13 protein-coding genes and 5 pseudogenes are annotated in these 22,547 nt (G+C 76.3%); 10 read left to right on the top strand and 8 right to left on the bottom strand.

The window, feature by feature from the left end; genetic code table 11:
- Window positions 1–21: 21 nt before the first annotated feature.
- The 10 genes and pseudogenes from QMQ26_RS03575 to QMQ26_RS03520 all read left to right on the top strand — a co-directional run.
- Window positions 22–2,418: pseudogene (locus tag QMQ26_RS03575) on the top strand (amino acid adenylation domain-containing protein); the annotation flags it as partial.
- The gene (locus tag QMQ26_RS38625; protein ID WP_282206404.1) at window positions 2,310–2,957 is read left to right on the top strand and encodes a condensation domain-containing protein; all 648 of its coding nucleotides are present in this window, start codon (window positions 2,310–2,312) and stop codon (window positions 2,955–2,957) included. The pseudogene QMQ26_RS03575 and the gene QMQ26_RS38625, both read left to right, overlap by 109 nt.
- Before the next feature lie 168 nt (window positions 2,958–3,125).
- Window positions 3,126–8,062, top strand: a pseudogene (locus QMQ26_RS03560) (amino acid adenylation domain-containing protein); the annotation flags it as partial.
- A gap of 148 nt (window positions 8,063–8,210) precedes the next feature.
- A complete protein-coding gene (locus QMQ26_RS03550; protein ID WP_100834845.1) occupies window positions 8,211–8,423 on the top strand; it encodes an MbtH family protein in 213 nt (70 codons plus the stop codon).
- A 397-nt stretch (window positions 8,424–8,820) separates the two neighbouring features.
- Complete coding sequence (locus tag QMQ26_RS03545; RefSeq protein ID WP_282204722.1) at window positions 8,821–10,593, top strand: ABC transporter ATP-binding protein; 1,773 nt, start codon at window positions 8,821–8,823, stop codon at window positions 10,591–10,593.
- Window positions 10,586–11,230, top strand: a complete 645-nt coding sequence (locus tag QMQ26_RS03540) for an ABC transporter transmembrane domain-containing protein (protein WP_282204721.1) — start codon at window positions 10,586–10,588, stop codon at window positions 11,228–11,230. Before QMQ26_RS03545 ends, QMQ26_RS03540 begins: the two co-directional genes overlap by 8 nt.
- 77 nt (window positions 11,231–11,307) lie before the next feature.
- Window positions 11,308–12,333 carry an ABC transporter ATP-binding protein gene (locus QMQ26_RS03535; RefSeq protein WP_282204720.1) on the top strand — a complete coding sequence of 342 codons (1,026 nt, stop codon included), beginning with the start codon at window positions 11,308–11,310 and terminating at the stop codon, window positions 12,331–12,333.
- 100 nt (window positions 12,334–12,433) lie between these two features.
- Entirely contained in the window at window positions 12,434–13,267 is an 834-nt protein-coding gene (locus QMQ26_RS03530; RefSeq protein WP_282204719.1) for a siderophore-interacting protein, read from the top strand.
- Entirely contained in the window at window positions 13,264–14,316 is a 1,053-nt protein-coding gene (locus tag QMQ26_RS03525) for a FecCD family ABC transporter permease (protein ID WP_282204718.1), read from the top strand. The genes QMQ26_RS03530 and QMQ26_RS03525 overlap by 4 nt, the downstream gene beginning before the upstream one ends.
- A gap of 50 nt (window positions 14,317–14,366) precedes the next feature.
- Window positions 14,367–15,397 (top strand): annotated as a pseudogene (locus QMQ26_RS03520) (FecCD family ABC transporter permease).
- A gap of 88 nt (window positions 15,398–15,485) precedes the next feature.
- Here QMQ26_RS03520 and QMQ26_RS03515 read toward each other — a convergent pair.
- The 8 genes and pseudogenes from QMQ26_RS03515 to QMQ26_RS03480 all read right to left on the bottom strand — a co-directional run bounded on the left by QMQ26_RS03515 (window position 15,486) and on the right by QMQ26_RS03480 (window position 22,418).
- Window positions 15,486–16,307, bottom strand: a complete 822-nt coding sequence (locus QMQ26_RS03515) for an alpha/beta hydrolase (RefSeq protein WP_282204717.1) — start codon at window positions 16,305–16,307, stop codon at window positions 15,486–15,488.
- Window positions 16,308–16,358: 51 nt separating this feature from the next.
- On the bottom strand, window positions 16,359–17,258 hold the full coding sequence (locus QMQ26_RS03510) for an amidohydrolase family protein (RefSeq protein ID WP_282204716.1): 900 nt from the start codon (window positions 17,256–17,258) through the stop codon (window positions 16,359–16,361).
- Between the two features lie 265 nt (window positions 17,259–17,523).
- Window positions 17,524–17,814 (bottom strand): annotated as a pseudogene (locus tag QMQ26_RS03505) (GNAT family N-acetyltransferase); the annotation flags it as partial.
- Window positions 17,811–18,605 carry an ABC transporter ATP-binding protein gene (locus tag QMQ26_RS03500; RefSeq protein WP_282204715.1) on the bottom strand — a complete coding sequence of 265 codons (795 nt, stop codon included), beginning with the start codon at window positions 18,603–18,605 and terminating at the stop codon, window positions 17,811–17,813. The pseudogene QMQ26_RS03505 and the gene QMQ26_RS03500, both read right to left, overlap by 4 nt.
- Window positions 18,602–19,261: an isochorismatase family protein gene (locus QMQ26_RS03495; protein ID WP_282204714.1), complete on the bottom strand. Its 660-nt coding sequence runs from the start codon at window positions 19,259–19,261 to the stop codon at window positions 18,602–18,604. Before QMQ26_RS03495 ends, QMQ26_RS03500 begins: the two co-directional genes overlap by 4 nt.
- A gap of 43 nt (window positions 19,262–19,304) precedes the next feature.
- Window positions 19,305–20,905: pseudogene (locus QMQ26_RS03490) on the bottom strand ((2,3-dihydroxybenzoyl)adenylate synthase).
- Window positions 20,902–21,207: a hypothetical protein gene (locus tag QMQ26_RS03485; RefSeq protein WP_282204713.1), complete on the bottom strand. Its 306-nt coding sequence runs from the start codon at window positions 21,205–21,207 to the stop codon at window positions 20,902–20,904. The pseudogene QMQ26_RS03490 and the gene QMQ26_RS03485 overlap by 4 nt, the downstream one beginning before the upstream one ends.
- Window positions 21,204–22,418: an isochorismate synthase gene (locus QMQ26_RS03480; RefSeq protein WP_282204712.1), complete on the bottom strand. Its 1,215-nt coding sequence runs from the start codon at window positions 22,416–22,418 to the stop codon at window positions 21,204–21,206. Before QMQ26_RS03480 ends, QMQ26_RS03485 begins: the two co-directional genes overlap by 4 nt.
- Window positions 22,419–22,547 lie beyond the last annotated feature (129 nt).

The following is a 22,547-nucleotide window of genomic DNA, read 5'->3' as shown; positions in this document are numbered from 1 at the left end:
GACGGCACCCGCACCACCCGCACCTTCCCCGAACTCGACGCCGACGTCGACGCGTTGGCCCACCTGCTGCTGGCCGGGGGCCTGCGCGCCGAACAGCTCTGCGCCCTCGCCCTGCCGCGCTCCACCGAGGCGGTCACCGCGCTGTTCGCCGTGCTGCGGGCCGGCGGTGCCTACCTGCCGATGGACCTCGACCACCCCGACGAGCGGCTGGCCCTGCTGCTGGACGACGCCCGACCCGCCGTCCTGCTCACCACCCGCGCGGTGCTGGCCCGGCTGCCCGAGCACCCCGCCGCCACCGTCGTGCTGCTCGACGACCCGGACGTCCGGGCCCGGCTCGCCGCGCCCGTCGCACCGGTGACCGTCCCGGTCGCCCCCGCGCAGGCCGCGTACGTCATCCACACCTCCGGCTCCACCGGCCGCCCCAAGGGCGTGGTGCTCACCCACGCGGGCCTGGCCAACCTCGCGCACGACCACCTGACCCGCGAGTTCGCCGCCGCCCGCGCCGCCGCCGAGGCCGCCACCGGGGAGCCCCGGCTGCGCGCCCTGCACACCGCCTCGTTCTCCTTCGACTCCTCCTGGGAGCAGCTGATCTGGCTGCTCGGCGGCCACGAACTGCACCTGCTCGGCGAGGACGACCGCCGCGACGCCGAGGCCGTCGTCGCCTACACCCACGCCGAGCGGGTCCACGCCCTGGACGTCACCCCCACCTACGCCCAACAGCTGCTGGACAGCGGCCTGTTGACCGGCGAGCACCGCCCGCCGGTGCTGCTGCTCGGCGGCGAGGCGCTGCCCGAGGCGCTGTGGACGCAGCTGCGCGAGGCGCTGCGCGCCGCGCCCGGCACCACCGTGCTCAACTACTACGGCCCGACCGAGTTCACCGTGGACGCCCTGGTCGCCGACCTCGCCGACAGCCCCACCCCGGCCGTCGGCCGCCCGCTCACCGGCGGCAGCGCGTACGTGCTGGACGCGCTGCTGCGGCCGGTGCCGGACGGCGCGCCCGGCGAACTGTACCTGGCGGGCGTCCAGTTGGCGCGCGGCTACCTGGACCGGCCGGGCCTGACCGCGGGCCGGTTCGTCGCCGACCCGTTCGGCGAGCCGGGCAGCCGGATGTACCGCACCGGCGACCTGGTGCGCCGCCGCCCCGACGGCACGCTCGACTACCTGGGCCGGGCCGACGAGCAGGTGAAGATCCGCGGCTACCGGATCGAACTCGGCGAGATCGAGGCCGCGTTGGCCGAGCACCCGGCCGTCGCGCACGGCGCGGTGCTGGTCCGGCGCGGCCCCGTCGACCGGCTGGTCGCCTACCTGGTGCCCTCCGGCGCGGGCGAGTTGGACACCGCCGAGGTCCGGGCCGCGCTGGCCGCCCGGCTGCCCGCGTACATGGTGCCCTCCGCGTTCGCCGTGCTGGACGCCCTGCCGCTGACCGTCAACGGCAAGCTCGACCGCGCCGCGCTCCCCGAGGACGCCCTCGACTACGCGGGCGCGGCCGGTTCGCGCGCCGCCGAGACCGCGACCGAGCAGCTGCTGTGCGAGCTGTACGCCGAGGTGCTCGGCCTGCCCGTGGCCGCCGACGGGGAGGCCCCGCCGGTCGGCGCGGAGGACGACTTCTTCCGGCTCGGCGGCGACTCGATCTCCTCGATCCGCCTGATCGGCGCCGCCCGCGCCGAAGGGCTCGCCCTCAGCCCGCGCGACGTCTTCGAGCGGCGCACCCCCGCCGCGCTGGCCGCCCTCGCCGACAGCCGGGAGGCCGCCACCGCCGGGCCCGCGCTGCCCGAGCTCCCCGCCGCCACCGAGGCCGAACTCGCCGCCGTCCGGGCCGCCGCCCCGCACCTGGAGATCGAGGAGGTCTGGCCGGTCTCCCCGCTCCAGGAGGGCCTGCTGTTCGAGGCCGACTACGACGACAGCGCCGTGGACGTCTACACCGCCCGCGACGTCATCACCCTCGACCGCCGCGTCCCGCTGGAGACCCTGCGCGCCGCCGTCGCCGCCGTCCTGGACGCCCACCCCAACCTGCGGGCCGGCTTCCTGCAGACCGGCCCCGACCGGCCGGTCCAGTTCGTGCCGCGCGCCGTCGACGTCCCGCTCACCGAGACCGACCTCTCCGACCTGACGGACGATCAGTTCGCGCTGCGCATCGAGGAGTTGAAGGCCGCCGAGGCTGCCACCCGGTTCGACCCGGCCGCGCCGCCGCTGCTGCGCCTGGTCTCGGTGCTCGCCCCCGGCGGCGGGCAGCGCATCCTGGTCACCAACCACGCGCTGCTCTGGGACGGCTGGTCCTCCGGCCTGTTCCTCCAGGAGCTGCTGAGCCGCTGCGCCGGCCTGCCCGCCCCGAACCCGGCCTGCCCTACCGGGAGTTCCTGCGCTGGCTGGCCGCCCGCGACGCCGAGCAGGGCACCGCGGCCTGGCGCGAGGCGCTGACCGGCCTGGACGAACCGACCCTGCTCGCCCCGCAGGCCCGCGAGCGGGCCGGGCTGCTGCCGCACTCCGTCACCGCCCGGCTGAGCACCGAACTCACCACCCGCATAGGCGCGTTCACCCGCACCCACGGCCTCACCCTGAACACCGTGCTCTCCGGCGCGTGGGCGCTGCTGCTGGCCGGGCTGACCAACCGGCAGGACGTGGTGTTCGGCGCCACCGTCTCCGGCCGCCCCGCCGAACTGCCCGGCATCGACGGCACCATCGGCATGTTCCTCAACACCGTCCCGGTGCGCGCCACCCTGAACGGCGGCGAGGGCGTCGCCGCGTTCCTGGCCCGCCACCAGGCCGAGCAGGCCGAGCTGCTGCCGCACCACCAGACCGGCCTGGGCGCGATCCAGCGCGGCACCGGCTTCGGCCGCCTCTTCGACACCCTCCAGGTGCTCCGCAACACCCCGCCGACGCCGCCACCCGGGCCGAACTGCGCGAACGCCTCGGCGTGCGCGAGGTCGAGGACGTCGACGCCGCGCACTTCCCGCTGATCTTCATCACCAACCCCGGCGAGGCGCTCACCTTCGAGTGGAAGTACCGCCCCGACGTCTTCACCCGCACCGAGGTCGAACAGCACGCCCAGCGCCTGATCGTCCTGCTCGACCAGCTCACCGCCGACCCCGACCGCCCCGTCCGCAGCCTGGACGTGTTGACGGCGGGTGAGCGGGAGTTGTTGGCCGGGTGGGCTTCGACGGGGCGGGGGTTGCCGTCGGCGTCGGTGGCGGAGTTGTTGGCGCAGCGGGCGGTGTCGGTGCCGGGGAGACGGCGTTGGTGTTCGGGTCGGAGTCGTGGTCGTACGCGGAGTTGGATGCGCGGGTGGACCGGTTGGCGCGGTTGTTGGCGGCGCGGGGTGCTGGTCCGGAGACGGTGGTGGCGTTGGGGTTGCCGCGGTCGTTGGACATGGTGGCGGCGCTGTTCGCGGTGCTGCGGGCCGGTGCGGCGTATCTGCCGTTGGAACTCGACTACCCGGCCGACCGGTTGGCGTTCATGGTCGAGGACACCGCCCCCGTCGTCCTGGTGACGGACTCCGCCACCGCCGCCCTGCTGCCCGCCCACCCGCCACCGTCCGGCTGGACGACCCGGCGGTGGTCGCCGAGCTGGCCGCCCTGCCGGCCGAGCCGTACCGGGTGCCGTACGACCCGGACGCCGCCGCGTACGTGATCTTCACCTCGGGTTCGACCGGCCGGCCGAAGGGGGTGGTGACGCCGTACCACGGCCTGACCAACATGCAGTTGAACCACCGCGAGGCGATCTTCGACCCGGTGGTCGCCTCGGCCGGTGGCCGTCGCCTGCGGATCGCCCACACGGTGTCGTTCTCCTTCGACATGTCGTGGGAGGAGCTGCTCTGGCTGGTCGAGGGCCACGAGGTGCACGTCCTGGACGAGGCGCTGCGCCGCGACGCCCAGGGCCTGGCCGACTACTGCGCCAAGCAGTTGGTGGATGTCATCAACGTGACACCCTCTTACGCCCAGGCGCTGGTCGAGTGCGGCCTGCTGGACGAGGACCGCCACCGCCCGGTGCTGGTGCTGCTCGGCGGCGAAGCCGTCGCCGAGACGCTGTGGTCCAAGCTGCGCGACACCCCCGGCGTGATGGGCTACAACCTGTACGGCCCGACCGAGTACACCATCAACACCCTGGGCGGCGGCACGCTCGACTCGGTCACCGCCACCGTCGGCCGGCCGATCTGGAACACCGTGGCGCACGTGCTGGACGCCCACCTGCGCCCGGTCCCGGTCGGCGTCGCGGGCGAGCTCTACGTCTCCGGTGTCGGCCTGGCGCGCGGCTACCTCAACCGTCCGGGCCTGACGGCCGAGCGCTTCGTCGCCGACCCGTTCGGCGCGCCGGGCGCCCGGATGTACCGCACCGGCGACGTGGTCCGCTGGCGCGCCGACGGCCTGCTCGACTTCCTGGGCCGGGCCGACGACCAGGTCAAGATCCGCGGCTACCGGATCGAGCCCGGCGAGATCGAGGACGCGTTGACCGCGCACCCGGGCATCGCCCAGGCCGCCGTCGTGGTCCGCGAGGACACCCCGGGCGTCAAGCGCCTGGTCGCCTACCTGGTCGGCACCGCCGAACCGGACGAGGTGCGCACCGCGCTGGCCGCCCGGCTGCCCGAGTACATGGTGCCCTCGGCCCTCGTGGTCCTGGACGCCCTGCCGCTGACCGTCAACGGCAAGCTCGACCGCCAGGCGCTCCCCGCCCCGCAGGGCGGCGGCGGCGAACGCGCCCCGCGCGGGGCCCGCGAGGAGATCCTGTGCGGCGCGTTCGGCGAGGCGCTGGGCCTCGCCGAGGTCGGGCCCGAGGAGAACTTCTTCGACCTCGGCGGCCACTCGCTGCTCGCCGCCCGCCTGATCGCCCGGGTCCGCAAGACGCTCGGCGGCGCGCTGACCGTCCGCGACCTGTTCGAGGCCCCCACCCCCGCCGCCCTGGCCCACCGCCTGGACGACGCGGCCGACACCCGCCCCGCCCTCACCCGCCGCACCCGCCCCGCCGACCTGCCGCTCTCGCACGCCCAGCGCCGGATGTGGTTCCTGCAGAACCTCGACGGCGACGGCGCGACCTACAACGTCCCGCTGGTCGTCCACGTCACCGGCCCGCTCGACCGGGACGCGCTGCGCACCGCCGTCCGCACCGTCAGCGAGCGGCACGAGAGCCTGCGCACCGTCTTCACCGAACGCGACGGCTCGGTGTTCCAGCAGGTCCTGGACGCCCCGGCCGCCGCCGAGGCGATCGAGGTCCGGACGGTCACCGCGGCCGGGCTCGACGCCGCCGTGCAGGCCGCCGTCCGCCGCGGCTTCGACCTCGCCACCGAGCGGCCGCTGCGCGTCACCGTGCTCGAACTCGGGCCCGAGGAGCACGTGCTGGTGCTGCTGTTCCACCACATCGCGGGCGACGAGTGGTCGATGAACCCGTTCGTCGAGGAGCTCACCGCCGCCTACACCGGCACCGAACTCCCGCCGCCGGCCGTCCAGTACGCCGACTACACGCTCTGGCAGCAGGAACTGCTCGCCGAGGGCCCCGGCAGCCTGCTGGAGCGCCAGCTCGACCACTGGCGGCAGGCCCTGGCCGGGCTGCCGGAGGAGCTGGCCCTCCCGCTGGACCACCCGCGCACCCCCGTCGCCGCCCACCGGGGCGACACCGTGTACGGGCAGGTCCCGCCCGCCGTCTACCGGGGCCTGCGCGCGGCCGCCCGGTCCACCGGCACCACCACCTTCATGCTGCTCCAGGCCGCCGTCGCCACCCTGCTGCACCGCCTGGGCGCAGGCGAGGACATCCCGCTCGGCGCCCCCGTCGCGGGCCGCTCGGACAGCGGGCTGGACCGGCTGGTCGGCTTCTTCGTCAACACCGTGGTGCTGCGCACCGACCTGTCCGGCGACCCGACCTTCGCCGAACTGCTGGGCCGCGTGCGGGAGTTCGACCTGGCCGCGTTCGCCCACCAGGACCTCCCGTTCGACCGCCTGGTGGAGGCCGTCAACCCGCCCCGGGTGCCCGGCCGGCACCCGCTGTTCCAGGTGATGCTCGGCTACCAGCACAGCGACGGGGAGGCCGGCCGCCTGCTCGGCCTGGAGAGCCGGATCGTCCCGAGCGAGCTGGGCGCGGCCAAGTTCGAACTCGACTTCAACTTCGAGGAGACCTCCTCCACCGAGGAGATCGACATCGCCTTCGAGTACGCCGCCGACCTCTACGACCGCGGCACCGCCGAAGCCCTGCTCGAACGGCTGCTCGCCGTGCTCGCCCAGGTCGCCGAGGACCCGCACCGCCGGGTCGGCAGCCTGGACGTGTTGACGGCGGGTGAGCGGGAGTTGTTGGCGGGGTGGGCTTCGACGGGGCGGGGGTTGCCGTCGGCGTCGGTGGCGGAGTTGTTGGCGCAGCGGGCGGTGTCGGTGCCGGGGGAGACGGCGTTGGTGTTCGGGTCGGAGTCGTGGTCGTACGCGGAGTTGGATGCGCGGGTGGATCGGTTGGCGCGGTTGTTGGCGGCGCGGGGTGCTGGTCCGGAGACGGTGGTGGCGTTGGGGTTGCCGCGGTCGTTGGACATGGTGGCGGCGCTGTTCGCGGTGCTGCGGGCCGGTGCGGCGTATCTGCCGTTGGAACTCGACTACCCGGCCGACCGGTTGGCGTTCATGGTCGAGGACACCGCCCCCGTCGTCCTGGTCACCCACAGCACCGCCCTGCCCCGGATGCCGTTCACCCCGGGCGTGCCCCGCCTGCTGCTGGACGACCCGGCCGTGGTCGCCGAACTCGCGGCCCTCCCCGACACCCCCTACCGGGTGCCGTACGACCCGGACGCCGCCGCGTACGTGATCTTCACCTCGGGTTCGACCGGCCGCCCGAAGGGGGTGGTGACGCCGTACCACGGCCTGACCAACATGCAGTTGAACCACCGCGAGGCGATCTTCGACCCGGTGGTCGCCTCGGCCGGCGGCCGTCGCCTTCGCATCGCCCACACGGTCTCCTTCTCCTTCGACATGTCGTGGGAGGAACTGCTCTGGCTGGTCGAGGGCCACGAGGTGCACGTCCTGGACGAGGCGCTGCGCCGCGACGCGGAGGCGCTCTCCGCGTACTGCGCCGAAGAGCGAGTGGATGTCATCAACGTGACACCCTCTTACGCGCAGGCGCTGGTCGAGTGCGGCCTGCTGGACGAGGGGCGGCACCGGCCGGTGCTGGTGCTGCTCGGCGGCGAGGCGGTGGCCGAGACGCTGTGGACGCGCCTGTCCGAGACGCCGGGCGTGATGGGTTACAACCTGTACGGCCCGACCGAGTACACCATCAACACGCTCGGCGGCGGCACCCTCGACTCGGCCACCGCCACCGTCGGCCGGCCGATCTGGAACACCGTCGCCCACGTGCTGGACGCCCACCTGCGCCGGTCCCGGTCGGCGTCGCGGGCGAGCTCTACGTCTCCGGTGTCGGCCTGGCCCGCGGCTACCTCAACCGCCCCGGCCTGACGGCCGAGCGCTTCGTCGCCGACCCGTTCGGCGCGCCGGGCGCCCGGATGTACCGCACCGGCGACGTGGTCCGCTGGCGCGCCGACGGCCTGCTCGACTTCCTGGGCCGGGCCGACGACCAGGTCAAGATCCGCGGCTACCGCGTCGAGCCCGGCGAGATCGAGGACGCGTTGACCGCACATCAGGACGTCGCCCAGGCGGCGGTCGTGGTGCGGGAGGACACGCCGGGGGTGAAGCGGCTGGCTGCCTACCTGGTGCCAGGTGAGGGTACCCTTATCTCGGCCGCTGCGATCCGTCGTACGCTGGCCGCCCGGCTGCCCGCGTACATGGTGCCCTCGGCCTTCGTGGTCCTGGACGCCCTGCCGCTGACCGTCAACGGCAAGCTCGACCGCAAGGCGCTCCCCGCGCCCCGGGCCGAGGACTTCACCGCCGACGGCGAGCGGCGCGCCCCGCGCTACCCGAGCGAGCGGGCGGTGCACGCGGCGTTCGTCGAGGTGCTCGGGCTGCCCGAGGTCGGCATCGACGAGAACTTCTTCGACCTCGGCGGCCACTCGCTGCTGGCGATGGAACTGCTCCAGCGCCTGCGCACCGACTTCGAGGGGGACCTGCGCCTGCCCGACCTGCTGACCCGGCCCACCGTCTCGGCCCTCGCCGAGTTCCTGGTCGACCGGCTGGTCGACGCCGCGCTCGGCGGCCCGCCCTCCTGCTCCGCCTGACCCGCCGACCCCCCACCCGCCACCGTCCCGCTCCACCCCGCACCACCCGCCCCGCACCACCCGCGACGAGGAGAACACCCCGATGGCTTCCACCAACCCGTTCGAGGACGACGACGCCCGCTACCTGGTGCTGGTCAACGACGAGAACCAGCACTCGCTGTGGCCCGCCTTCGCCGAGGTCCCGGCCGGCTGGCGCACCGTCCACGGCGAGGACACCCGGGAGGGCGCCACCGCGTACATCGACGCGCACTGGACCGACCTGCGCCCCGCCAGCCTGGTCGCCCGCACCGCCTGACCTCCCCTCCCACCAGCAGCCCGCCGCGAGGGCGGCCCGCCCACCCGGGCCGCCCCCTCCGCCGCGCCCCGCGAACCCGCTACCCGACGGATGGCCAACGCCGTGAGCACCCACCAGCCAGCCCCCGCCGCCGGCCCGCCCGACGGCGACCCCGCCAGCCCCGACCCCACCGCCGTCGACGGCCGCACCCCCGGGAACCCGACGGCGACGGCCCCACCCCCGACGGTCCCGCTCCGGACGGCCTCGTCCCCGACGGCCTCACCCCGACGACCTCACCCCCGACGACCTCGCCGACGAGGACCTCCCGCCCACCGCGCTCTCCGCCGAGCGCCGCCGCCGGGCCAAGGCCCTGCTGCGCGGCGCGCTGCGCCCGCACCGGGCCACCGTCGCCGCCGCGATGACCGCCGCCGCGATCCGCCAGCTCGCCCTGCTCGCCGTCCCGTGGTGCGTGCAGAAGGCGCTGGACGACGGCCTGGAGAAGCACGACAGCGGCGCCCTGCTGCGCTGGGCGGCCGCCACCGCGCTCGCCGCGCTGGTCCAGTTCGCCGGCCTGTACGGCTGGCAGTACTGGGCCGGGTACGCGGACGCCAAGGTCGGCGCCGACCTGCGCGGGCGGCTGCTGCGCCACCTGGCCGGCCTGGACCGGGCCGCGCTCGCCTCGCGCGGCCACGGCGACCTGGCGATGCGCGCCACCCGGGACACCGACCTGGTCCGCGAGTGGGTGCACGGCCTGGCGATCTGGGTGGTGCTCGGCACCACCTTCGTCACCGTGCTGCCCGCGATCGGCGCGCTCGACCTGAGCCTGCTGCTGGTCACCCTGGCCACCCTGCCGTTCCTGGTCTGGGTCAACCTGTACTACCCGCGCCGGTTCGCCGCCGCCTCCGCCGACCTGGCCGCCGCCCACGGCCGCCGGGCCGACGCCGTCGCCGACCTGCTCCAGCTCGGCACCGGCCTGCGCGGCACCGGCGGCCACCGCCCGCTGGTCGACCGGCACCACACCGCCAGCGCCGAGGTCACCCGGCGCACCGTCACCGCCGCCCGGATCGAGGCCGGCTGGGCCGCCGTCGCCCCGCTCGTCCCGCGGCTGGCCGTCGCCGCCGGGGTCGGCCTCGGCGGCCTCGCCGTGCTGGACGGGCACCTGACCGTCGGCGGACTGGTCGCCTTCACCACCTGGATGGCCATCGTCACCCTCGCCACCCGGGTCCTGGTCGACCGGCTGCTCGAACGCGGCCAGGCCGACGTGGCCGCCGCCCGGATCGACGAGGCGCTGTCCATCGGCGCGGGCGTCACCGACCCGGCCGAGCCGGTGGAGCTGCCGGTGGCGGGCGCGCTGGAGTTCACCGGGGCGATCGCCCGGCGGGACGGCAAGACCGTCCTCGGACCGGTCGGACTGGCCGTCGCCCCGGGCGAGTTCGTCGCCCTGCACGGCGCCACCGGCGCGGGCAAGAGCACCCTGCTGCGGCTCGGCGTCCGCCTCGACGACCCCGACGAGGGCACCGTCCGCTACGGCGGCACCGACCTGCGCGCCGCCCGCCTGGACGAGGTCCGGGCCCGGATCGCCTACGTCGCCCAGCGGCCGGTGCTGCTCTCCGGCACCGTCGCCGACAACCTGCGCCTGGGCCGCGACCTCCCGCCGGAGGCGCTCGAACGGGCCTGCCGCACCGCCGGGCTGCACGACCAGCTCGCCGCCATGCCCGACGGCTACGCCACCGAACTCGGCGAGGGCGGCACCGCGCTGTCCGGCGGCCAGGTCCAGCGCCTGGCCATCGCCCGCGCGCTGCTCGGTGACCCCGCCGTGCTGCTGCTCGACGACGCCACCTCCGCGCTCGACACCGCCACCGAGGCCCTGGTCCTGGAGCGGCTGCGCGCCTGGGCCGAGGGCCGCCGCACCCTGCTGTTCGCCACCCACCGCGCCGCCGTGCTGGCCGCCGCCGACCGGGTGGTCGAACTCCACGCCCCCCGGACCGGCGACCCGACCGCCGACCCCGACCCGTCCGGCACCGGCGACCCATCCGCCGACCCCGACCCGTCCGGCGCCGACGGCCCGCCCCGCGCCACCGACCCGTCCGGGACCGCCGACCCGTCCGGCACCGCCGACCCGACCGGCGTCGCCGACCCGACCGGCACCGACGGCGTGTCACCAAACCTCGTGGAGGCCACCCGTGGCTGATCAGCCGCTGCTGCGCGAGGAGGCCGACGAGCGCGGCGTGCTGCGCCGCGCCCTGCCCTACCTCCGCCCGCACCGGGTCCGGCTCGCCGTCGCGCTCGGCGTCGGACTCGCCGACTCCGCCGCGCTGGTGGCGGTCGCCCCGCTGGTGGGCCTAGCCACCGGCGCGCTGTTCCACAAGGACCGGGGCGGGCTCGGCCTGGCCGTCGCCCTGCTCACCGGGCTCGCCGCCGTCCAACTGGTGCTGGCCCGGGTCGGCGAGCTGCTGCTGATCCGCAGCGGCGAGGACGTGGTGCGCACCCTGCGCGAGCAGGCGGTGGAGAACCTGGCCACCGCGCCGCTGCGCTTCCTGGAGACCCACCGCAGCGGCGACCTGCTGCGCCGCGCCACCGGCGAGGTGGCCGCGCTGGCCGCGTTCGTCCGGCTGCACCTGCGCAACCTGGTCTCCGCGCTGGCCACCCTCGGCTTCACGCTGGCCGTACTGGCCGGGTACTCCTGGCAGTTGCTGCTGGTCCAGCTAGTGGTGTTCCTGCCGCCCACCCTGCTGGTGACCGCTGGTTCCAGCGCGACGCGGCGGCGGCGTTCGGCGGCAAGGCGAGCGCCGAGGCCACCGTCGCGGCCACCTTCACCGAGACGCTGACCGCCCGCGAGGCGCTCCAGACCTCGCGCGGCCTGACCGGCTGGACCCGGCGCTTCGACCGGGAGAACCGGCACGCGGTGCGGGCGGCCCGGCGGGCGCTGCGGGTGGAGAACCGGATCGACCTGGTCAGCCTGATCGAGGGCCTGGCGCTGGTCGCCCTGCTCGCCGTCGGCGGCTGGCTGGTCACCCGGGACGCGATCGGCGTCACCACCGTGGTGGTGTTCGTGGTGGCCAGCCGCAACCTGTTCGACTCGTTCACCGACCTCTCGCAGCTGGTCGGCGAGGTCGCCACCGCCCGCACCGGCCTGGCCCGGCTGCTCGACCTGCTCTCCGCGACCACCGCCGCCGCGCCCTCCGAGGAGGTCGACGGCCTGCCCGAGCGCGGCGAACTGCGCTGCGAGGGCGTCGACTTCGGCTACCGCGCGGACGGCCCCGACCTGCACGGCGTCACCCTGGCGTTCCCGCCCGGCAGCCGGACCGGCGTGGTCGGCGAGACCGGCTCCGGCAAGACCACGCTCTCCAAGCTGCTGTGCGGCCTGTACGCCCCCGACGCGGGCCGGGTGACCTTCGCCGGCGCCCCGCTGGCCGAGCTGCCCGAGCGGCAGCTGCGCCGCCGGATCGTGCTCGTCCCGCAGGAGGTGCGGCTGGTCACCGGCACCGTCGCGGAGAACCTGGCGCTGGTGCGCGGCGAGCCCGACCGGGCGGCGATCGAACGGGCGGTGGAGCGGCTCGGCCTGACGCAGTGGCTGGACGGCCTGGGCGGCCCGGACGCCGAGGTCGGGCAGCGCGGCGCCCGGCTGTCGGCGGGGGAGCGGCAGATCCTCGGCGTGGTGCGCGCGGTGCTGGCCGACCCGGCGGTGCTGGTGCTGGACGAGGCCACCGCGGACATCGACCCGGTCACCGCCGCCCGGCTGGAGCACGCCCTGGACGAGCTGCGCGCCGACTGCACGCTGATCGTCATCGCGCACCGCCCGGCCACCATCGCCCGGCTGCCCCGGGTGGTCCGGCTGGACGCCGGGCGGGTGGTCGCTGACCAGCTGTCAGCGGACGCGGCGGCGGGGGCGGGTCACCCTTCCGGCGAGGAGAAGGTTAGGCTAGCCTAAGCGCAGGCGCACGCTGTCGCCGCCGCACCCCGCCCCCGCCGGGGGCACGGGTGCGGCGGCGCGCGGCACCCCGGCCACCACCGATCGAATGGGCTGACCGATGACCACCACCACGACCGTGCCCCCGCGGATGCGGATCGTCCGCCACCCGCTCAAGTACCGCCTGCTGGACGTCAAGCGGGTCCAGCGGATCACCCCCGGCACGGTCAGGGTCACCTTCGCCGGCGACGCCCTCGACGGCTTCTGCGAACAGGCCCCCACCGACCACGTCAAGCTCTGCTTCGCCGCGCCCGGCCACGACCTGCCGACCGAACCCGTGGTCGAGAACGACACCTGGATGGACGCCCCCGTGGAGCCCATCACCCGGGACTACACGATCCGCCAGTACCGGCGCGAGGCCCGCGAACTCGACATCGACATGGTGCTGCACGGCACCGGCGTCGGCTCCGGCTGGGCCGCCGCCGCCCGGCCCGGCATGAAGCTCGGCGTGTTCGGGCCGCGCGGCTCCGAGGAGATCGACTTCGTCCACGACTGGTACCTGCTCGGCGCCGACGAGACCGCGCTGCCCGCGCTCGCCCGCTGGCTGGAGATGCTGCCCGCCGGCGTCAAGGTGCTCGCCTTCGCCGAGGTCCCCGGCCCCGAGGACGAGCAGCACCTCGCCACCACCGCCGACGCCACCGTCGTCTGGCTGCACCGCGGCGCCGCCGCCCCCGGCACCACCGACCACCTCGAACGCGCCGTGCGCGCCGCCGAACTGCCGCCCGGCATGGGCTTCGCCTGGATCGCCGGCGAGGCCCACACGCTCCGTCCGATCCGCCGCCACCTGCGCAACGAACGCGGCCTCGGCCGCGACCAGGTCGACGTCGACGGCTACTGGAAGCGCGGCACCGCCAACCACGACCACCACGAGGACGAGCACACCCCGCACGCATGAGCACGCACGTCTCCGCCCGGCCGGTCGCCAAGCCCCGCCGCGCCGCCACCACCGCCGCCCGCCGCACCGCCTGGCTGTTCGGCGCCCTCGCCCTGCTCGCCGTCCTGGCCGTCCTCTCGCTGGGCGTCGGCGCCCGCGCCATCGCCCCCGGGCAGGTGCTGCACGTCCTGCTGCACCGCGACCCGACCGGCGAGGACTGGATCGTCGTCCACCACTCGCGCATCCCGCGCACCCTGCTCGGCGTCACCGTCGGCGCGGCGCTCGGCATCTCCGGCGCGATGATGCAGGCCCTCACCCGCAACCCGCTCGCCGACCCCGGCCTGCTCGGCATCAACGGCGGCGCCGCGGCCGCCGTCGCCGCCGGCACCGCCCTGTTCGACCTGCGCACCTTCCACGCCTTCGTCTGGTTCGCGCTGCTCGGCGCCGCCGTCGCCGCGTTCGTCGTGCAACTCCTCGGCGGCAGCGGCCGGGCCTCCGCCACCCCCGCCCGGCTCGCGCTGGCCGGCACCGCCGTCACCGCCGTGCTCACCGCCTTCGTCAACGCCCTGGTGCTGCTCGACCCGCTCACCCTCAACCGCTTCCGCTACTGGCAGATCGGCACCTTCGCCGGCGTCGACTCCGCCGCCGTCGGCCAGGTGCTGCCGTTCCTGCTGGTCGGCGGGGTGCTCGCGCTGCTGCTCGGCCGCCCGCTCAACGCGCTCGCCCTCGGCGACGACACCGGCCACGCCCTCGGCGCCCACCCCGGCCGCACCCGCGCCCTCAGCCTGCTCGCCATCACCCTGCTGTGCGGCGCCGCCACCGCCGCCGTCGGCCCGATCGCCTTCGTCGGCCTCGCCGTCCCGCACCTGGCCCGCCGCCTCTGCGGCCCCGACCAGCGCTGGATCATGCTGCTCTCGGCGGCCCTCGCCCCCGTCCTGCTGCTCGCCTCCGACATCCTCGGCCGGCTCCTGCTCCGCCCCGCCGAACTCCAGGTCGGCGTGGTCACCGCCTTCCTCGGCGCCCCGCTCTTCATCGCGCTGGTGCGCGGCCGGAGGATCGCCCGCCTGTGAACCCCACCCCCGTCATCGACGCCCCGCCCGCCACGCCCCCGGCCCGCCCGCTGCCGATCCGGTCGCTGCCGCTGCCCGGCGGGCGCTCGCTGCGCTGGCACCCGCGCGCCACCCTGGTGGCCGGCCTGCTGCTGCTCGCCCTGCTCGGCACCGCCGCGTGGACCCTCACCGCCGGCGACTACCCGCTGCCGGTCCGGGACGTGCTCGACATCCTCGGCGGCGGCGGCCGGCGCGCCGACCGCTACATCGTCATGGAGGTGCGGCTGCCCCGGCTGCTCACCGCGCTGCTGGTCGGCGCGGCGCTCGGGCTCGCCGGTCGCTCTTCCAGACCCTGGCCCGCAACCCGCTGGGCAGCCCCGACGTCATCGGCTTCACCGTCGGCTCGGCGACCGGCGCGCTCGTCGTCATCCTGCTGATCGGCGGCGGCGCGGCCACCGTCGCCGGCGGGGCGGTGGTCGGCGGGCTGGCCACCTCGCTGCTGGTCTACCTGCTGGCCCGGCGCGGCGGCACCCAGGGCTACCGGCTGGTCCTGGTCGGCATCGGCGTCTCCTCGCTGCTCGCCTCGCTCAACGCCTACCTGATCGCCCGGGCCTCGTTCAGCGACGCCCAGAGCGCCGCGGTCTGGCTCACCGGCAGCCTCAACGCCCGCGGCTGGGAGCACTGCACGCCGATGGCGCTCGCCCTGTTGGTCCTGCTGCCCGCCGCGGTGCTGCTCGGCCGCCCGCTGCGGATGCTGGAGATGGGCGACGACACGGCCGCCTCGCTGGGCGTGCGCACCGAGGCCGTACAGGTCTGGCTGGTGCTGGTCGGCGTCGCGCTCACCGCCGCGGCGACCGCCGCCGCCGGGCCGGTCCCGTTCGTCGCGCTGATGGCCCCGCAGGCCGTCCGCCGCCTCACCCGCGCCACCGGCCCCAACCTGCTCGGCTCGGCCCTGCTGGGCGCCCTGCTGCTGGCCCTCTCCGACCTGGCCGCGCAGCGGCTGTTGGCCCCCACCCAGCTGCCGGTCGGCGTGCTGACCGGCGTGGTCGGCGGCGGCTACCTGCTCTGGCTGATCGTCCGTCAGTGGCGGCGCACCGCCTGAGCCGCCACCGCCCGTCTCGCGCCGGCACCGCCACCGCCCGTCTCGCGCCGACCCCGCCCCGGACCGCCCCGGACCGCCCCGCGCCCGCTCAGCCCGCGGGGCGGGCGGCCAGCTCGCGGGACAGGAACGCCACCGCCTGCGCGACCAGGCCGGGCACGTCCGGGTACCCGGCGAAGCAGTGCCCGGCGCCCTCGACCGGCACCAGCACCGAGCGGGCGCCCGCCGCGCGCAGCCGCCCGTGCAGCACCTCGGACTGGGCGAACGGCACCTGTTCGTCCCGCACCCCGTGCACCAGCAGGAACGGCGGGGCGCCCGGCGCGACCCGTCGGGCCGGGCTGGCCAGTGCGGCCGCCTCCGGCAGCTCGGCGGCCGGGCCGCCCAGCAGCTGGGTGATCGGGGAGTCCGGCCCGTCGTGGCCGAGGGCGGCCAGGTCGGTGGGCGGGTACCAGCAGACCGCGGCCGCCACCGCGTCCGTGGTGAGCGCCGCCAGCGCCCCCAGCGTCGCCCCCGCGGACTCGCCCCACACCCCGAGCCGGTCGACGTCCAGCCCCAACTCCCCGGCGTACGACCGCAGGTAGCCCAACGCGGCCGTCACGTCATCCAGCTGGGCCGGGAAGACGGCCTCGCCGGAGAGCCGGTAGTCGACCGTCGCGACCGCGACGCCCGCCGCCACCAGCGTCTCGAACACCGCGCCGGGCCGCACCGTGTCCGGCAGGTAGCGGCGGTCGCCGGCCCGGAACGCGCCGCCGTGCAGCCACACCACCACCGGGAACGGCCCCGCCCCGGCCGGCACGTGCAGGTCCAGCAGCAGCGGCCGGAAGCCGGTGCGCAGCGCGTAACTGACGCCGTGCCGGGTCAGGCCCCCGGACGGCGAGGGGACGGGGGCGACGGGCGGCAGCGAAAGATCCATACCGGCCCGCAGCACCCCCGCCCGCCGTTCATTCCCGGCCCGGCCGCCGTCTCACCGGCCGAACAGCCGGGCCGCGTTGTCGTGGCAGACCGCGCGCAGCCAGCCGGCGCCCAGGCCGAGGCGCTCCAGGGCGCGGAGCTGGTGCAGGTACGGGTAGGGGATGTTGGGGAAGTCGGTGCCGAGCAGGACGCGGTCGCCGCGGTCCGCGAGGCGGGGGAGCAGCTCGCGGGGGAAGGGCATCAGGTCCTCGGTGAAGTCGGTGAACGCCATGGTGGTGTCCAGGTGGACGCGCGCGTGGCGGTCGGCCAGGTCGAGGAACTCCCGGTACTCGGGCATGCCCAGGTGGGCGACCACCAGGGTCAGCCGGGGGTGCCGGGCCAGCACCCGGGCGACCGGCTCCGGCCCGGTGTGCGCGCCGGGCGCCGGGCCCGAACCGCAGTGGATCACCACCGGCGTGCCGGCCTCCGCCAGCAGGCCCCACGCGGCGTCCAGCCGCGCGTCGGCCGGATCGTAGCCGCCGACCTGCACGTGCGCCTTGAACACCCGCGCCCCGGCCTCCAGCGCCTCCCGGACGTACCCCGCCACGCCCGGCTCCGGGTACAGCGTCGCGGTGTGCAGGCAGTCGGGCGTCCGCCCCGCGAACTCCGCCGCCCAGCCGTTCAGCCAGCCCGCCATGCCCGGCTTGTGCGGGTACAGCAGCGAGGTGAACGCCCGGACCCCGAACTCCCGCAGCAGCGCGGTGCGTTCGTCCTCCGCGCGGCGGTAGGTGATCGGCCAGCCGCGGGCGCCGATCAGCGGCCCGTTGGCGTCGAAGTACGCCCAGACCTTCCGCAGCACCCGCTCCGGCATGAAGTGCGTGTGCACGTCGATCAGCCCGGGCAGCCCCAACCCGCCCCAGAACCGCCGCACCTCGGCGGCCTCCGGGTCGCACCCCGTCCGCGCCGGACCCATCGGGACTCCTCTCCGCCCGCCGCGTCCGCGGGACACCGCTCCGACCGTACGCGCCCCGGGCCCGGACCGGTGGCGCGGGGTCAGAGCAGGCGGCGGTAGACCCGGGAGCCGCGGGCGGGTCGAGCGCGGCCGACCAGGACGGGGGCGCGGCGGAGGCGGGGATCTCGGCGAAGCCGTGGTGCCGGAAGACCGTGCCGTCGCCGGTGGTGGCGGTGACCACGGCGGTCAGCGCGGTGCGGCGGGCGTGCGCCAGGACGGCGGTGATCAGCAGGCTGCCCAGCCCCAGGCCCTGCCGGTCGGCGCGCACGCAGAGGTTGTGCAGCACGCCGGTGGGCGGGTGGCCGGGGTCGGGGTCGAGCACGCGCAGCGCGGCGCAGGCGTCCGGGGCGGCGGCACCGCGGACGACCAGGAAGGTGTCCGCGGCGTGCCGGTAGTCGGCGGGGGTGCGGGCGCGCAGCGCCCCGGAGCGGATGAACGGCAGCGACAGCTCGTACAGGGCGCGGGCGTCGCGGAAGTCGGTGCGCACCGCGACGGCGGAGAGGGCGGCGGCGGTCATCGCGGCGCGAGCGGGACGACCAGCGGGGTGCCGGTCTGCGGGTCGGGGACGACCTGGCAGGGCAGGTCGAACACCCGCCGGACCAGGTCGGCGGTGACGATCTCGCCGGGCGGCCCCTCGGCGACCACCGCGCCGTCGCGCAGCGCGATCAGGTGGGTGGCGTACCGGGCGGCCTGGTTGAGGTCGTGCAGCACGGCGACCAGGGTGCGGCCCTGCTCGCGGCGCAGCCGGGCGCACAGGTCGAGGACCTCGACCTGGTGCGCGATGTCGAGGAAGGTGGTGGGTTCGTCGAGCAGCAGCAGCGGGGTCTGCTGGGCGATCGCCATGGCCAGCCAGACCCGCTGGCGCTGCCCGCCGGACAGCTCGTCGACGAAGCGGTCGGCGAGCGCCTCGACGTTGGTGGCGGTCATCGCGTCGCAGACGATCCGCCGGTCCTCGGGCGACCACTGGCGCAGCAGCCCCTGGTGCGGGTAGCGCCCGCGGGCGACCAGGTCGGCGACGGTGATGCCCTCGGGCGCGGTCGAGCTCTGCGGCAGCAGGCCCATCCGGCGGGCCAGCTGCCGGGCCGGCAGGGTCGCGATCCGCTCGCCGTCGAGCAGCACCTGCCCGGCGGTCGGCCGCAGCAGCCGGGCGAAGGCCCGCAGCAGGGTGGACTTGCCGCAGGCGTTCGGCCCGACGATCACGGTGAACGAGCCGTCCGGGACGCCCACCGTCAGGTCGGCGGCGACCGGCCGGTCGCCGTACCGGAGGGTGACCCCGGCGGCCAGCAGCCGGGCGGCGGGGAGCGTCACGACACCCCCTCCGGGGCCGGCTCCGCCGCCGCCACCTGGGCCAGCAACCGCGCGGTGTCCAGGACGACGGCGCACTTCCCGGCCGTCCAGCGCAGCGCCTCGCGGTGCTGCTCGGCGGAGAAGTCCGCGACGGCGTCGGCGACCACGAACGCCTGGAGGTCGCGCTGCCAGGCGTCGGCGGCGGTCATCTGCACCCCGATGTGGGCGTACACGCCGACGATGACCAGCTGGTCGCGGCCCAGCTCGGCCAACTGCTCGGCCAGGTCGGTGCGGACGAACGCGCTGTACTTCCACTTCAGCACCAGCCGGTCGCCGGGCTCGGGCGCGACCGCGGCGGGCATCGCCTGGGCGTGCTCGTCGGCGGGCAGGCCGGGGCCCCAGAAGTCCAGTTGCAGGCCGCGCTGTTCGGGCGTCTGGCCGCCGCGCTGGTGCGAGTAGAACACCGGCAGCCCGGCCGCCCGGGCGGCGGCCAGGATGCGCGCGGTGTGGGCCAGCACGGGCTCCAGCGGCGGCCCGGCGGCCGGGAAGGCCCCCAGGAAGTAGTGCTGGAGGTCGTGCACCAGGACGGCGGCCCGGGCCGGGTCGACCCGCCACGGGACGCGGCTCGGCGGCAGCTCGGTGGGCAGCTCGTAGGGGGCGATGGCGGGAAGCGCCACGGGGAGGGTCCTCTCTGACGGGCCTGACGCGTCCGGCGGACGGTCAGTTCTGGTGGGCGCGCAGGTCCTTCTTGCTGACCTTGCCGATGCCGGTGGACGGGAAGGCCGCGACGAACTCGACCCGGTCCGGCACCTTGTACCCGGCCAGCCCGGCGGCCCGCACGAACGACTTCAGCTCGACCGGCCGGGGCCGCTCGGCGCCCGGCCGGAGGATCACGTACGCGCAGGACCGCTCGCCGAGGAACTCGTCGGGCTCGGCCACCACCGACGCGTCGTGCACCGCCGGGTGCGCCAGCAGCACGTTCTCCACCTCCTCGGCGGCGACCTTCTCGCCGCCCCGGTTGATCTGGTCCTTGGCCCGGCCCTCCACCACCAGGTGCCCGGTGGCGGTGCGGCGGACGATGTCGCCGGTCCGGTAGAAGCCGTCGGCGGTGAACGAGCGGGCGTTGTGCTCCGGGGCCCGCCAGTAGCCGCGGATGGTGTACGGGCCGCGGGTGAGCAGGTGGCCGGCGGTGCCGTCGGGCAGGTCGCGGTCCTCGTCGTCGACCACCCGGACCTCGTCGTCCGGGGAGATCGGACGGCCCTGGGTGGTCAGCACGGTGTGCTCGTCGTCCTCGGGACGGGTGTAGTTGACCAGGCCCTCCGCCATCCCGAACACCTGCTGGAGGCGGCAGCCGAGCGCCGGTCCGAGCCGGCGCGCGGCCTCCTCGCTGAGCTTGGCCCCGCCGACCTGGAGCAGCTCCAGGCTGGACAGGTCCGGCCCGTCCGGCCCGGCGGCCTCGGCGGCGCCCGCCCAGGCCAGCGCGAGCGGCGGCACCACGCCGGTCAGCGTGACCCGCTCGCGGGCGATCAGGCCGAGCGCGGTGGCCGGGCTCGGGTCGGGGGCCAGCACCACCCGGCCGCCCGCGAAGAAGGTGCCGAGCGTGCCGGGGGAGGACAGCGGGAAGTTGTGCGCCGCCGGGAGCGCGCACAGGTACACCGACTCCGCCGAGAGCCCGCAGATCCCGGCGGACGCCCGGACGCTGTACAGGTAGTCGTCGTGGCAGCGCGGGATCAGCTTCGGCAGGCCGGTCGAGCCGCCGGACAGCTGGAGGAAGGCCAGGTCGCCGGAGTCCGGCGGGGCGGGCAGCGGCGCGTCCGCGGGGCCCGCAGCTCGGCCAGCGGGGAGAACGGCCCCGGCTCGCCCACCACGAACACCTCCAGCGGCTGCGGCACCGCCGCCCGCACCTCGGCCGCCAGCTCCCGGTGGTCGAAGCCCTCGTGGCGGTCGGGCACGAACAGCGCCCGGGCCTCGGCGAACTCGCAGAAGTACCCGATCTCGGAGCGCCGGTGCGCGGGCAGCGCCATCACCGGCACCACCCCGGCCCGCAGCGCGCCGAAGAACACCTCGAAGAACTCCGCCACGTTCGGCAGTTGCAGCACCACCCGGTCACCCCGGCGCAGCCCGCGGGCCGCCAGTCCGGCCGCCAGCCGGTCCGCCCGGGCGTCCAGCTCGGCGTAACTCCACCGCCGCTCCCGGTCGGTGACCGCGACCCGCTCCGGCGTCGCGGCGGCGTGCCGCCGGATCATCGCGTCCAGCAGCTCACCGGTCCAGTACCCGGCGGCACGGTGACGGGCGGCGGCCTCGGGCGGGTACAGGGTCATCGGACGTCCTCCGGCGGGCAACTCGACTGGATGGGCAGGGAATCGGCCGCCGCGACGGTACCGGGCCCGGCGTCGGCTCCGGCACCCGACCCGGCGGCGGTGCGGGTCGTCCCGGTCTGGACGTCGGCCCCGGCCCCGGCCTCGGCCCCGGCCCCGGCGTGAACTCCGGCTCCGGCGGCGGTGCGGGTCTCGGCGCCGGCCCGGGCGCCGGTCTCGGGCGCGGTGTCGTGCTGGCGCAGTCCGGCGTCCAGCAGGCGGCCGTTCCAGCGGCGGGTGACGGCCTCGTCGGGGTGGGGGCTCATCGGGTGTCCGCCAGGCCCACCGCGTGCAGGAAGGTGCGGAACTTGGCGGCGGTCTCGGCGAGTTCGAGCTCCGGGTCGGAGGCGGCGACCACGCCCGCGCCCGCGAACAGGCGCAGCCGGTCGCCGTCGGCCTCGGCGCAGCGCAGGGTGACCACCCACTCGCCGTCGCCGGAGGCGTCGCCCCAGCCGACCACGCCCGTGTACAGGCCCCGGTCGAAGGGCTCCAGTTCGCCGATCGCGGCCCGGGCGTGCGCGGTGGGGGTGCCGCAGACCGCCGGGGTCGGGTGCAGGGCGAGGGCCAACTCCAGCGCGCTGGTGGCGGGTTCGCGCAGGACGCCGGTGACGGTGGAGGACAGGTGCCACATCGCGGCGGTGCGCAGCAGGGACGGCCGCTCCGGCGCGACCAGCTCGGTGCAGAACGGGGCGAGCGCGGCGCGGACCGCGTCGACCACGAAGGCGTGCTCGGCGAGGTCCTTGGCGGACTCCAGCAGCGCCTCGGCGCGCCGCCGGTCCTCCACCGGGTCGGCGCTGCGGGCGGCCGAACCGGCCAGCGGGTTGGAGACCACCCGGGTGCCGCGCCGCGACACCAGCAGCTCGGGGCTGGCGCCGATCAGGGTGGCGGTGCCGCCGGCCGGCACCGCGAAGGTGTAGCCGTGCGGGTCGCGGTGCACCAGCCGGGCCGCCATCGCGGCCAGGTCGCTCCCGCCGGGCGCGGTCAGCTCCAGGGTGCGGGCCAGCACCACCTTCTCCAGCGGCGAGTCGCCGGCCAGCCGGCGCACGGCCTCCGCGACCGCCGCCCGGTACCCGTCCGGTTCCGGCACCGGGCGGCTGTGCCAACGCCCTTCGCCGGTGCGGTCGGTGGCCAGCGGCACCCCGGACGGCGGCGGTACCGGCCCGGCCCGGCGGACCCGGTCGGGGACGAACAGCCGGGCGGGCGCGGCCGGGTCGAACGGGATCGCGCCGATCAGCAGCCGCTCCCCGCCGTCGGGCCGGGCCTCGGCGAGCACCCGCCCGGCCGCCGCCGGGTCGTCGACCGTGCGGTGCACGCCCTCGGCGAGCAGGGTGCGGGTGGGCGTGGCGAGCAGGGCCCGGTCCGGTCCGGGACGGTACGCGGCCAGCAGGTCGCTGCCGGGCAGGTCGCCGGGTAGCGGACCGGCGCCGCCGGAGGCGGTACTGGTGGCGGGCGGCCGGAGCTCGGAGGCCGTGGTCATGCTGCTGCTCCGTTCCGCCGACGCGGGGCGCGCGCCGGCACTGCGAGGGCGGGAGGATGGCGGAGGGGGACGAGAAGGGGAGTTCGGGGCGGGACGTGGCGGAGCGGCCCGGGGCGGTCGCGGGAGGAC

The sequence above is a fragment of the Kitasatospora fiedleri genome (assembly GCF_948472415.1).
GTDB classification, from domain to species: domain Bacteria; phylum Actinomycetota; class Actinomycetes; order Streptomycetales; family Streptomycetaceae; genus Kitasatospora; species Kitasatospora fiedleri.
The sequence above is the reverse complement of the archived record's forward strand: the minus strand, read 5'-3'. Positions and strand labels throughout refer to the sequence as shown.